At 53.3% G+C, this 13,145-nt stretch carries 11 protein-coding genes and 2 riboswitches; of the genes, 3 read left to right on the top strand and 8 right to left on the bottom strand.

What is annotated here, in order from left to right:
• Position 1 precedes the first annotated feature (1 nt).
• Both ACPAOP_RS14970 and phnE read left to right on the top strand, forming a co-directional pair.
• On the top strand, positions 2-865 hold the full coding sequence (locus ACPAOP_RS14970; RefSeq protein WP_423679930.1) for a PhnE/PtxC family ABC transporter permease: 864 nt from the start codon (positions 2-4) through the stop codon (positions 863-865).
• Positions 865-1,686: a phosphonate ABC transporter, permease protein PhnE gene (gene phnE / locus ACPAOP_RS14965; RefSeq protein WP_423679928.1), complete on the top strand. Its 822-nt coding sequence runs from the start codon at positions 865-867 to the stop codon at positions 1,684-1,686. Before ACPAOP_RS14970 ends, phnE begins: the two co-directional genes overlap by 1 nt.
• 183 nt (positions 1,687-1,869) lie before the next feature.
• On the opposite strand, the gene ACPAOP_RS14960 is transcribed toward phnE, so the two are convergent.
• From ACPAOP_RS14960 to ACPAOP_RS14950, 3 genes are all read right to left on the bottom strand, one after another.
• The gene (locus ACPAOP_RS14960; RefSeq protein WP_423679927.1) at positions 1,870-2,622 is read right to left on the bottom strand and encodes an SDR family NAD(P)-dependent oxidoreductase; all 753 of its coding nucleotides are present in this window, start codon (positions 2,620-2,622) and stop codon (positions 1,870-1,872) included.
• Between the two features lie 200 nt (positions 2,623-2,822).
• Positions 2,823-4,151 carry a choice-of-anchor X domain-containing protein gene (locus ACPAOP_RS14955; RefSeq protein WP_423708542.1) on the bottom strand — a complete coding sequence of 443 codons (1,329 nt, stop codon included), beginning with the start codon at positions 4,149-4,151 and terminating at the stop codon, positions 2,823-2,825.
• Positions 4,141-5,028, bottom strand: a complete 888-nt coding sequence (locus ACPAOP_RS14950) for a hypothetical protein (protein ID WP_423708541.1) — start codon at positions 5,026-5,028, stop codon at positions 4,141-4,143. The genes ACPAOP_RS14955 and ACPAOP_RS14950 overlap by 11 nt, the downstream gene beginning before the upstream one ends.
• A gap of 498 nt (positions 5,029-5,526) precedes the next feature.
• Here ACPAOP_RS14950 and ACPAOP_RS14945 point away from each other — a divergent pair, with 498 nt between their 5' ends.
• Positions 5,527-6,072, top strand: a complete 546-nt coding sequence (locus tag ACPAOP_RS14945) for a lipocalin family protein (RefSeq protein WP_423708540.1) — start codon at positions 5,527-5,529, stop codon at positions 6,070-6,072.
• 37 nt (positions 6,073-6,109) lie between these two features.
• Here ACPAOP_RS14945 and ACPAOP_RS14940 read toward each other — a convergent pair whose 3' ends face one another.
• The 5 genes from ACPAOP_RS14940 to gcvT form a co-directional block, all read right to left on the bottom strand.
• The gene (locus ACPAOP_RS14940) at positions 6,110-7,054 is read right to left on the bottom strand and encodes a prenyltransferase (protein WP_423708539.1); all 945 of its coding nucleotides are present in this window, start codon (positions 7,052-7,054) and stop codon (positions 6,110-6,112) included.
• A 148-nt stretch (positions 7,055-7,202) separates the two neighbouring features.
• Positions 7,203-7,868 (bottom strand): leucine efflux protein LeuE, encoded by a 666-nt coding sequence (leuE, locus tag ACPAOP_RS14935; protein WP_423679920.1) that lies wholly within the window; start codon positions 7,866-7,868, stop codon positions 7,203-7,205.
• A 177-nt stretch (positions 7,869-8,045) separates the two neighbouring features.
• Positions 8,046-10,925, bottom strand: a complete 2,880-nt coding sequence (gene gcvP, locus ACPAOP_RS14930; protein WP_423708538.1) for an aminomethyl-transferring glycine dehydrogenase — start codon at positions 10,923-10,925, stop codon at positions 8,046-8,048.
• An 89-nt stretch (positions 10,926-11,014) separates the two neighbouring features.
• The gene (gcvH, locus tag ACPAOP_RS14925) at positions 11,015-11,392 is read right to left on the bottom strand and encodes a glycine cleavage system protein GcvH (protein ID WP_186883752.1); all 378 of its coding nucleotides are present in this window, start codon (positions 11,390-11,392) and stop codon (positions 11,015-11,017) included.
• A gap of 117 nt (positions 11,393-11,509) precedes the next feature.
• Positions 11,510-12,640, bottom strand: a complete 1,131-nt coding sequence (gcvT, locus tag ACPAOP_RS14920) for a glycine cleavage system aminomethyltransferase GcvT (RefSeq protein WP_423708537.1) — start codon at positions 12,638-12,640, stop codon at positions 11,510-11,512.
• 75 nt (positions 12,641-12,715) lie between these two features.
• A riboswitch (glycine riboswitch) is annotated at positions 12,716-12,854 on the bottom strand.
• Between the two features lie 9 nt (positions 12,855-12,863).
• A riboswitch (glycine riboswitch) is annotated at positions 12,864-12,971 on the bottom strand.
• Between the last annotated feature and the right edge of the window lie 174 nt (positions 12,972-13,145).

Below are 13,145 nucleotides of genomic sequence, written 5' to 3'. Positions count from 1 at the left end.
CATGCACACCGTTTCTGATTCACTTTCCACCACGCAGGCGATTACCGCAGAAATGCCAAGCGATCCAGCATGGCGCAGCCGTGTCACGCTGACACTACTGGCGCTGATCTTACTGTGGCCAGCCTTGCAGCTGACCGAGTTCCGGCCCTGGGCACTGATGGATGCACAAAGCCTCAGCGCAACCGGACGCTTCCTTGCCAATTTTTTCCCGCCGGCGCATGACAAAGAATTTTTGCTGATCGTGCTCGAAGCGACCTGGCAAACCATCGCGATGGCAACCGCTGGCGTCACACTCGCCATCGTCGCCGCGATCCCGATGACGCTGGTGGTGAATGAGCAGTTATCGATTTCGCGCCTCGGCACTGGCCGCATGCATTTCGTCGCGTATGTGCTGCGACAAAGTGTGCGCTGGCTGCTGGTGTTATTGCGCAGCGTGCCGGAACTGGTCTGGGCTTTACTTTTCGTGCGCATCGTCGGGCTTGGCCCTACCGCAGGCGTACTGGCAATCGCCCTCACCTACTGCGGTATGCTGGGCAAAGTGTATGCTGAGATTATCGAAGCCAGCGAACCGCAGGCTACCCGGGTATTACTCGACAATGGCAGCTCACGGCTGGCCGCATTTTTCTATGGCACGCTGCCGAATGCAGCGTCGGAGCTGGTGTCATATACGGTGTATCGCTGGGAGTGTGCGATACGTGGTTCGGTGGTGATGGGCTTCGTCGGCGCGGGCGGATTAGGTCAACGTATGGACGAGTCCATGAAAATGCTGGCAGGCGCCGAAGTATCGACGATGCTGATCGTGTTCGTCTTGCTGGTGGCAGCAGCGGATGCACTCAGTCAGTTTTTCCGCAAAGGTCTGGAATGATGAAACCGTCGCCTATCAACCAGACAGATCCGCTTGCATTACCGCCAGCACCAGCCCTTATCAGTCGCAATACGGCACTGGTGTTGCTGACGCTATTGCTAATGGTGGCCGCCAGTTTTTACAGTCTGCAAATCGACTGGCGCGCGCTGCTCAGCGAAGACGCGATCCGGACCTCGGCAGAGTTCCTGCGCGGTTTCACGCCACCGGATACCGGCAGCGGATTGTTGCAAAAAGTATTTTTTGCAGCGCTGGAGACACTGGCAATGTCCGCCCTCGGCACCCTGATTGCCGCCTTACTGGGATTAGCGATGGCTTTGCCCGCCAGCGGTCGTTTCGGCGTCGTTGCCATGCGCAGTATGCGACTGCTGCTGAATATCCTGCGGGCAATTCCCGAACTGGTATGGGCATCTATCATGCTGATCGCCGCCGGGCTGGGGCCATTTGCAGGCACCGTCGCGCTGGCAGCGCATACCACTGGTGTGCTGGGTCGCCTGTTTGCTGAAACACTGGAAAACCTGCCACCACATGCGGAAACGACTCTGCGTACAAACGGTGTCAGCGCCAGCAGCGCTTTCCTGTATGCGACCTTGCCACAAGGTTTACCGCAGATGCTGTCGTACACTTTGTACCGCTGGGAAAACAATATCCGCGCCGCCGCTATTCTCGGTGTTGTCGGTGCAGGCGGACTCGGGCAAATGCTGAAATACCACTTATCACTGTTTCAGATGCCGACAGCGGCGACCGTCATTATCGCCATGCTGATCCTGGTCGCTCTGGTGGATGCACTCAGTTTTGCGATACGGCGCTGGCTGATGCGCTAGCAGCCACACAACCTGTTTGCAGCGAGATCTGATTTTCATCAAAAATGGGGAGTATCCATTCATTTCGCGATAATCTCAGCGTCAATAAAGGGGCTTATAAAATACTCCCCCCAGTATATTTAAGCCGTTTGGGTGGATAAAAAAAAGGCCGCTAAGCGGCCTTGATCACAGCGGTATAGAAAATCAGGATTTACCGGCAGTAAAACCACCATCGACCAGCAAATTAGCGCCGGTCACAAAACTGGCTTCGTCACTCAGCAAAAACACGACCGCATTCGCCACTTCCTCAGGGCGCCCGAGGCGACCGACAGGATGCAGACTGATTAAAGCTTTGCGCATATTCTCGTCCAGCAGCGACAGCAAAGGTGTGTCGATATAGCCCGGCGCAACAGCATTGACCCGCACACCTTTTGCCGCCGATTCCAGCGCCAGCGTGCGGGTCAGATTGACTACGCCACCTTTCGCCGCAGAATACGCCGCCGTCATGCTCTGGCCGAACACACCGAGTATCGATGCACAGTTAACGATGCTGCCACTCCCCTGCTGATACATCTGACGCAAGGCAGCGCGGGCGATCCGGAACACCCCCATCAGGTTGATATCGATCACGCGCAGAAACTCTTCATCGGTGTAAGTATCGGCCGGGCTCATGCCGCCTATGCCAGCGTTATTGAACACACCATCGACGCTGCCCAATGCAGACACCGTGCGCGCAATCAGCTCGTCGGCCTGTACAGTCGAGGTCACATCTGCCGCCATAAAAAGACACTTTCCGGCAAAGCGCGCATCCAGATCGCGGGCAGTCTTTTCGTTGGCTGCAGTCGCTAAATCAGCAATTACAACATTCGCCCCTTCTTGCAGACAACGTTCTGCAGTTGCAAGCCCGATACCGCTGGCACCGCCGGTGATGACAATGTTTTTATCTTTCAAACGCATCATAGTTCTCCTGAAGTTAACACGGGACACTCATACTGCTCATGTCGGATGAGCACGATCATGCTTAATCAGATTACATCCATTTCGCCATTAACGTGATGAGAAAACGCAAAAATAAAGCAGGTAACCTGAGCTGAACCGGGGCGTCAATTATCCGCTGATGTTGAAGCACCGCGGCGGCGTTCATATCCGGATCCGGCTCAGCTTTTCGCTTTTTTATTTCTGCTGCACTCGCTTTGTGGCAAGGCCTGACGCTCCATCTCCGGATCAAATTTCAACAAAGCAGATTTGGCCTGCGCCACATCCTTGCTGAATTCGGTGATGTAACGGCTGCGTTCCTCGCTATTCCATTCGGCATCCGAAAAAGTCTTCAGCGGATAAGTTTTGCTGATATAGGCGCTTCCTTGCAGACGCGGCATCAGCGCACGGTCAGGATCGGTATTTTCCTTGAGCAGATAGGCATCGACATCACGCAAGGTCAGCGGCATGGCCGGTTGCTGGTCGCGTAGCAGATTACCAGCCACCGTCAGTGGAATATCATTGCTGCCCTGCGGCAGCAGATCGTTGAAAGTCACCAGCGCAAATGGTTTCCCTTTCGCATCATCGACTCGGCCATTAACAATGTAACGCCCCGGCGTGTTGACGTTGGCTTTCAGGATAAATCTGAGTGACCCGCCCTCGGTCGATTCACGGATATGACCGGTCCAGATGGCGGGTGTTTCAGGTGAGTAAATCACATCGAAAAAAACGACGCCGGTCTGCCCATTCACCACATAATTTAATTCAGTGCGTATCGTGCCGTTGAAACCGGCAAAGCCGGTCTGAGCTGGTGCCAGCATGCCGCTATATACGCCATCGCCGGCGATCGCATCGCCTTCGCGGCCGGTATCTGACAACGGTACCGGCACGGGAGACGTTTCACGCGCGCCCGCATACACCAACCCGCGCGCAATGGCTTTATCGACACTGAGTATGAGAGGCTTGCCGGACGGGTCAGTCGCCCTGATGGTGAATATGACGCTTTCTCCGGCCGCCAGATAAACACGTGACTGTGTCGTCTGGATCTGAATTTCTTTGTCCGTTCCACCGCCTTTTTTCCGCATAGGATGCGATTCCGCCACCGGCTGATTCGGATAAACCTGATCCGGATGCTCACTCATCGGGCGGGAATGATGCGGGTAGCGGGTTGACTCAACATAATTGCACAGCGTCTGATCCGCCTGCTCCAGCTGCGCCACCAGCAACTGGCGCTGCGCTTCTCTGGATAAGGTTTCTGTTGCTGGCGTCGCACCTGCCACCGGTGGCATAGCGAGAAACCGCTCACTCTTTGGAGCGGTCGCAGCAACCTGAGCGGCCGGTGTTTCGGGAAACCAGTTCCAGCCTGCTGCCACTATCACGGCCAACACCAGGACGATGATGGCAATGAACTTGTAACGCAGAAATCCACCGGCACCGGAAGCCTGACCGCCACCAACTGATGGCGGTTGCTGCTGGTGTCTTGAGCGTGAAGATGCAGGCTTACGTCGCATTACTTACCATCGCCGCACGCACGACAGAAATAATGCCCTGCCAGTTACTGTTGGCGTAGTGATTGTAGGCTTCCGCATCATCCCTGAAGCTGACGGAGTGATAGCTCCATTTGACCGAGCCGCCCTCGTTCGCCGCAGTCCCCAGCGTCAGATCATTACAGAGCCAGTCACTCGGATTGCATAAGGATTGCCCGGCGGAACCGGCAACGCCACCAGTGCTGTGATAAGCCACCGCTTCATCATCCTGACCTGGCAATATCCCGGAATACACTGTGCCTTTGGCACCGGCGTACATATAGAACCAGATATTACGGGTCTGATTGTGGTTGTACATGGCCCTGGCAGTCGTGGTTTTCAGATCTTTCACCAGCGGTTCAGACAACGCCCAAGAACCAACATCAGACAATTCCGAACCACCGCCTGCGCCCGACGCCGTTCTGACCCACTTGATATTCCAGCCTACCTGCGTCGTACCGTCGCTGTTACCGCACTGCCCAGAGGAATTGGCGACCGCATTTTTCTTGGTTCGTGTCGAGCCACCGTAATTGGCCAGTGTGTAACCCAGCATCAGGTCACCGGCGCTGTGCGTGGCGACATAACACCAGTTATTGCCGGTGCAGAAACAATCAAGCGCATCACGTATCTTGCCGTTTTCAGACGCAATGCTGTTGTAGCCATCCCAGTTCACCGCTTTTTTATTCACGCCGGCTGCCGTGGACGAAGGTCCCCAGTAAGTGAAGCTGTTGTAATCACCGACCACACCACCGCCGCCGCGGCCATTAATCCACAGGGTGTAATTAGTCGCACTGGCGATGCTGGAAATCGCGGCGAGCGATAATAGCATCAGGGCAATCATTATCCGCATTAACTTCATCATTCAACTCCTTGTTGAGTACAGCCTGGACGAAAAACCATGGAATACAAAAAAACAGGAACGAAAACAACCGAGCCATCCGACGCGCGCGCATACGTCCGCCGGTAGCCGCGAACACAGACAGCCAGATCGCAGCGCAGTATCGAAATCAATGACTATGATGTCAACTGGCAATGCAACAAAAAAGTCTCTTCTGATCGCGGGCAAAAGACGGCGGAAAGCAGTAAAGCTGATAAAAACACTATGGATGCGGAAACATATCCCGCGAATTAGAGTTAAGTCTCTAAACAACATACGGCAAGCCGCGTGACCAATTACCGGTCACATAAAAAGTGCAGACCGAGATAAAAATACTCAGGATCAGAGTACGTCATTCACTGTACATCCATGTGCATACCGGCAGCCACGCATATCCGGGAACAATAGTAAAATTCAGTCGCCGCAAACCAGAGTCAAATCAGGTGAAAGGTATTTTCTTCCACAGATCACAAGACTAACTCCATGCGTAAAACCTTAAGTTCTTTGATGAAGTTCCTGCTGATCAGCGTATCGGCAATAGAGCTGATGGCATGTACCAGTACGTCATATCCCCCCATGCCTGTTGTCAGTGAAGTCAATCTGCAACGCTATGAGGGTAAGTGGTATCAGATTGCTCTGATTCCAAATCGCTTTCAGTCCATGTGCGTCAGTGACACCAGTGCGGAATATGTCGCGCAAGGCGACAGCATTCGGGTGATTAACCGTTGTCGTAAAGCCGACCAACGCATGGAGGAAGCGATTGGCGTCGCCGAACCGGTTGCAGGCAGTAACAATGCGAAATTACGCGTCAGCTTTTTCCGCCCGTTTTATGGCGACTACTGGATACTCGATCTGGACCGCGACTATCAATGGGTACTGGTTGGCGAGCCATCAAGAAAATACGGCTGGATACTTTCCCGCACACCGGTACTGAATCAGGAGACGCTGCAGCGTATATGGGCAAAAGCGGAGTCACTGGGCTATCGTCAGCAAGATTTTCAGATCAGCCCGCGCTCATCTGAAAAGTAAAAATGATGTCAGCGCTCCCGCCTGTCATTGTTGCTCTTCAGAATATGGAAGCAACAATGATAGCAGTGGATAATAGTAAGCCGTGTAACACTGCCGCAGCAATCGTCTGTTGTATGGCGGGCGTCAGCAAGGATGGGGTACCGGAACTCCGCACCAGGGTTGTGCTTGCCTGAATCGAAAAAACTGCCGGAGCTAAAGCTGACAGCGACAACCACGGTAAAGCACCACTCCATACCGCCGCTACGAGCCAGCCATATGCAGCCGCAGCGATAATCGCATATAACCAGCGTGCCCGATGGTGTCCCAGGCGTACGACCCAGTGACGCTTACCGGCCACACCATCCGCTTTCAGGTCGGGAAACTGATTGATGAACAGCAGATTGGTCACCAGTAAAGCGTAACTGCTTACCGCAATCAGCGGTGTAGCTGATACAGCGCCGCGCTGGACGACATCCGCTCCCAGCGCGATCAGAGCAAACCCTGACCAGACTGCGAATTCACCCAATCCGCGGCTATTCAGTTTACATGGCGGAGCAGAGTATGCCCAGCCGATGAATAAGCCTGCAGCCCCTATCCATAGCAGGCTGGCATCCGACATCATGGTCAGCCATACACCAGCCACCATCACCAGCAACATGAGTATGCTGCCGAAGATGGCGGTTTCACGGAGTGTTAAAACGCCGTTCTGAATGAAGCGACTGCCTCCCGTAAAAGGAAAAATGCGTTCGCGGTTCACATCGTCGGTACCGTTCAGCGCGTCATAGTAATCATTGAGCACATTAATACCGGCATGCGCGACCAGCGCAAACAGCAAGGTGATCACTGCCGTCAACGGATGTAACCGTACGCCGTCGGCACAAGCACTGGCAAGACCGATTAAGGCCGCAACCAGGGTAACACTCAGAAATGCAGGCCGCGTTGCCATCAGATACCGCAACGCAGGATTTGCCATATTATCGATCGTGGGTTCAACCGCAGACATAAGTTCTCAGACTAAGTAAAAATGCTGGTGATATCAGGTACACCAGTGCCAGTCAAAAAAAAGTACAGTCATCATTTTGCAGCACGCTGTGAACCGATGACGATAACAATGTTTGCTTTATCTCAACCGAAGCGCTGAAGTGCTTTATTTACAGCGTAGCACTCGCCAGTTTGACACCAAAACCGATAAACATTGCGCCGACACCGCCCGACATGACCGCAGCAAGCCGCCGGCGCTGGCGGAAAGACTCTGCCAGTCTGGCTCCGGCGAAAATAATCAGTGTCAGATAAGTGAAACTGGTCAGTTGACAAATCAGTCCCAGCACGCAATACGACAGCAGCGGCGCGTGGAATTCAGGGTCTACAAACTGAATGAAGAAAGAGATAAAAAACAGAATCGCCTTAGGATTCATCAGACTGATGATTAAGGCTTTTGCAAACGGATCGCCGGCCTGAACCGGCAGCACCTTCGCAGCAACCACCACTTGTCTCGCTTTCAGCATGTTCAGGCAATGCAGCAACATCTGAATACCTATCCAGCCAAGATACGCAGCACCGGCATATTTCACTGCATAAAACAAACCGGCATTACTTTTCAGCAGCGCCGCCATCCCTCCGGCAGACAGCACCATCAGCACCAGATCACCGACAAATATTCCGCAAGCACCACGATAACCTGCGCCCACGCCACGCTGCGCTGCAACGCTCAGCACATAAAGTGAATTGGGTCCAGGCAGCAAAACAATAAAAATCGTCCCTAACAGAAAAGTCCAGAAATCAGAAATGCCAAAGCTGGCATGAATCAAAGCATTCATGTGAAATATCGGATAAATATTGGTGAACGGACACCATCATAACAGCGCGGGATCAAAATACACCGCCAGATTATCGGAGATGTGATGCAAGGAATGTGCTTTTGGTGGTGCAGAATATAAATGTAAAAAAGGCTGGTGCAAACACCAGCCTTTTTTTACTTACGAACTCAATAGAGATTACTGATAATCCGACAGCGGTACGCAAGAGCAGAACAGATTACGGTCGCCATACACATTATCAGCGCGACCGACCGGCGCCCAGTATTTCTGATGACGCAGGCTGGCCACCGGATAAGCCGCCACTTCACGGCTGTACGCATGATTCCATTCCGCAGACAACAAGGTCTGGATGGTATGCGGCGCGTGTTTCAGCGGATTATCTTTCGCATCAAACTCGCCACTGGCCACTTTGGCGATTTCTTCACGGATAGTGATCATGGCGTCAATAAAGCGATCCAGTTCCGCCAGTGATTCACTTTCTGTCGGTTCTATCATCAGCGTGCCAGGAACCGGGAAGCTCATGGTCGGCGCATGGAAACCAAAGTCGATCAGACGCTTTGCCACGTCTTCATTCGAAATGCCTGTTGCATCAGTCAATGGGCGCAGATCAAGAATACATTCATGCGCTACCAGACCATCATGACCGGCATACAGCACAGGGTAATGCGGTGCCAAGCGCTTGGCGATGTAATTCGCTGCCAGGATTGCTGTTTCCGTAGCGGCCTTCAGACCCTCGGCACCCATCATAGCGATATACATCCATGAGATAGGCAGAATCGATGCAGAGCCAAACGCAGCGGCACTGACAGCAGATATACCCTGTTCGCCACGAACATAGCCGGTCGATGTCTGATTCGGAAGGAATTGCGCCAGATGCGCACCGACTGCAACAGGGCCAACACCAGGTCCGCCGCCACCATGCGGAATGCAGAATGTTTTATGCAGATTCAGATGGCTGACGTCACCACCGAATTTACCCGGTGCCGCCACGCCAACCAGCGCATTCATGTTCGCACCGTCAACATACACCTGACCGCCATGCTGATGAACGATCTCGCATAATTGCTGGATACCCTCTTCAAAGACACCGTGAGTGGATGGATACGTCACCATCACCGCAGCCAGATTAACACTGTGTTTTTCAGCTTTCGCCTGCAAATCTGCCAGATCGACATTACCGCGGTCATCACAGGCCACGACCACGACTTCCATCCCCGCCATTGCAGCGGACGCCGGATTTGTGCCATGTGCCGACGAAGGAATCAGGCAGATATTGCGGTGATGATCGCCACGTGACTCGTGATATTTCTTGATGACCAGCAAACCTGCGTACTCCCCTTGCGAACCAGCATTCGGTTGCAAGGAGACAGCCGCGTAACCCGTTGCTGCACACAACATCGCCTCGAGCTGGTTAATCATTTCGCGATAACCGACGGTCTGATCATCCGGTGCAAATGGATGGATATTGGAAAACTCAGGCCAGGTTACCGGGATCATTTCAGATGTCGCGTTGAGTTTCATCGTGCAGGAGCCCAGCGGAATCATGCTGCGATCCAGCGCCAGATCTTTATCAGCCAGACTACGCAGATAACGCAGCATTTCATGCTCTGCATGATAGCGACTGAAAGTAGGATGCGTCAGGAACGCACTGCTGCGTACCAGTGTTGATGGTACGGCTTCTGTCGCTGCTGCTTCAAGCGCAGTTAAATCAGGCACATTTTTACCCTGCGCAAATACCGTCAGTAAGCTGACGACATCTTCACGCACCACGGTTTCGTCAAGCGAGACGCCGACTTGGTTTTTGCTGATCTGACGCAAATTCATACCCGCCGCCGTTGCTGCTGCATGCACTGCAGCGGCATCACTCACATTGATGGTCAGCGTATCGAAATAGGTACTGTTCGCCAGACTCAAACCAAGTTGCTGCACGCCTGCCGCCAGCATTGCCGTGTAACGCTGTACGCGCTGGGCGATACGGCGCAGACCGTCCGGGCCGTGATAGACGGCATACATCGACGCCATCACCGCCAGCAAGACCTGCGCTGTACAGATATTCGATGTCGCTTTTTCGCGGCGGATATGCTGTTCGCGGGTTTGCAATGCCAGACGATACGCTTGCTGACCTTGCGCATCGACAGTCACACCAACCAGACGCCCAGGCATGCTGCGCTTGAACGCATCACGTGTCGACATGTAACCTGCATGGGGGCCACCAAAACCCAGCGGCACACCAAAACGCTGGCTGTTACCGACAACCACATCAGCGCCCCACTCGCCCGGTGGCGTGATCAAGGTCAGCGCCAGCAAGTCAGCGGCAGCAATCACCATGCCGCCTTTTGCATGGATCGCGGCGGCGTATTCACGATAATCACGCACATCGCCATTCACACCAGGGTATTGCAGCAGAACACCGAAACACTCGTTTTCCAGCGCATCTGTGCCATTGCAAATACGCACTTCAATGCCCAAGGGCTTTGCCCGTGTGTGAATAATTTCCAGGGTTTGCGGCAACACGTCGGCGGCTACATAAAACACATTGGAATTGGATTTGCCGACACGTTGAATCAGCGTCATCGCTTCTGCCGCAGCAGTGCCTTCATCGAGCATGGAAGCATTGGCGATATCCATGCCAGTCAGATCGGTGATCATGGTCTGGAAATTCAGCATCGCTTCCAAACGCCCCTGAGAAATTTCAGGCTGATATGGCGTATAGGCCGTATACCAGGCTGGATTTTCAAAGATGTTCCGCAGAATTACGCCCGGCGTATGCGTGTTGTAATAGCCTTGTCCAATGAAAGACTTGAGCACTTTATTTTTACCTGCAAGCGCTTTCAATTGCGCCAGCGCAGCCTGCTCCGTTTTCGGCTCAGTAAAATCAGCCAGCGGCAAGACATCGTGACGACGAATGTTCGCAGGCACAATCGCATCAATCAGCGCGGTACGGTCAGCATAGCCAAGCACTGCCAGCATCTTCGCTTGTTCAGCGTCAGACGGAGCAATATGGCGGGAAATGAAAGCGTCAGTGGCTTCCAGTTGAGACAAAGAAGGACGGGTCATGGTAGATGAACGGCAGGAAGTGTTCTGGGGGAAATCCGCCGGCGCTGACATCGTTGCCTGCGCCGGTCGGAAAAATAGTTGCGTCAAGATCAGCCGATATTCTTAGCGTAAGCTTCAGCGCTCAGCAAAGCGTCAACGTCCGCTGCATTCGCTGGTTTCAGCTTGAACAGCCATGCACCGAACGCATCGGTATTCACGGATTCAGGCGCATCAGCCAATGCTTCATTCACACCAACCACTTCACCGCTGACTGGTGAATAAATATCACCAGCTGCTTTGACGGATTCAACCACCGCACATTCTTTTCCAGCGGTCTGCGTTGAGCCAACTTTTGGCAATTCCACGTACACGATATCGCCCAGTGCATCTTGTGCGAAGTCGGTGATGCCGACTGTCAGCGTGCCATCGGCTTCAACGCGTACCCATTCGTGGGAGGATGTGTATTTCAAATCTGCTGGTACATTCATGGTGGACTCCGGAGTGTTAATTCTTCAAAAAGGAAAATGCTAAAAATAATGCTTAAATTTTGCGGCGACATTTTTCGGCTGCCAGATTGCCGGCAGCCGCTTGCTGCGTAATAAAAATCAGACAGCGAGAATTTTACCGTTGCGTACAAATGGCAATTTCACGACCGTTGCCGCGAGTTGCTTATCGCGGATCACCACATGCACAGTGTCGCCGATGGCAACACCCATAGGCAAACGCGCCAGCGCAATCGCTTGTTGCATCGTCGGGCTGAAAGTACCGCTGGTGATTTCACCGTTGCCTTGTGCTGTCACAACTTGTTGATGTGCACGCAGGATGCCGCCTTTTTCGCGCAGAATCAGACCGAGGAACTGCGCTTTCTGACCTTGTTCCAGCAAGGCTTGCTTACCGGTGAAATCACGTTCACTGACCAGATCGATCGTCCATGCCAGACCGGCGTCAAGCGGATTGACGGACTCATCCATATCCTGACCGTAGAGATTCATCCCGGCTTCCAGACGCAAAGTATCGCGCGCGCCCAGACCTGCAGGTTTAACGCCGACTGCAGCCAGTGCATTCCACAAATCATTGACACGGTCTGCCGCCACTGCAATTTCGAAACCGTCTTCGCCGGTATAACCAGTGCGCGCCACCATCACTTCACCGTATGCAGTGCCTTCAACGATGACGGCATTGAATGGTTTGATGTCGGCGCTGGCGGCTTTCGTTTCCGGCAGCACTTCCCATGCTTTGGCGCGCGCATTCGGTCCTTGTACTGCGACCAGTGCAAACGCATTCGCGCCGTCGCGACGCTGAGTGATCGTGATGCCGCTGTTCGTTGCAGCGTTGCGGGCATTCATCCAGGCGACATCTTTTTCTGCTGTGCCAGCGTTGACGACGAGGCGGAACCAGTTTTCATTGAAGAAGTAAATAATCAGATCGTCGATCACAGTGCCTTCTGGTTTCAGCATGCAGGAATACAGCGCTTTGCCCGGCACTTGTAATTTATCGACGTTGTTGGCGACCAGACCGCGCAGGAAAGCACGGACGTTGTCGCCGCGCAGATCGACCACGCACATGTGCGACACATCGAACATACCGCAATCAGTACGTACCGCATGATGTTCTTCGATTTGGGAACCATAGTTGACGGGCATATCCCAGCCGCCGAAATCAACCATTTTTGCGCCAGCCGCACGATGGGCTGCATTGAGAGGTGTTACTTTGAGTGATGTCGCTGCTTGCGTCATGAGTGCCTCGTTACCAGATTAGAAGGGACGAACAAACGCACGCTGACGAACATGGCTCGCCGCATGCGAAAAATCGCATACCCCTCTGTCCTGATACCTGAGAGATTACGAGTGCAAAATCATTTGCTGTCTCGTGCGCACCTTCGGTGGGTAGTACGGCGCATATTTATAAAAATAAACATATTTGCCGCTACCGCTCTCCAGAGTGTGAGGCATCTGCATGCCTCGCTGACCGGTCCTTTTGCCTGAGAGTTTTTGGGTTGTAGCCCCTTCGGCGGCTGTGCATGCGATCAATCAGATCAATGTCACGGCGCTCTCCCGATCAAGTCGCACGATTATATAAGGCTTAGTTCGGCTTGGATAGCTTTGCCGCCAGCAGAAGCCAATTATTTCAGCGAAATGCGACAAACGTCTTATCTCAGACAGGTGATGCAGGAAATGCTTGCAAAAGCCTTTTTAGGGCAAAAATATACTCCCCTCCAGTATATTCTGAAGCCCTTTTTTT

Source organism: Undibacterium sp. WLX3042, from assembly GCF_049544825.1.
In the GTDB taxonomy this organism is placed as follows: domain Bacteria; phylum Pseudomonadota; class Gammaproteobacteria; order Burkholderiales; family Burkholderiaceae_D; genus Undibacterium.
The sequence above is the reverse complement of the archived record's forward strand: the minus strand, read 5'-3'. Positions and strand labels throughout refer to the sequence as shown.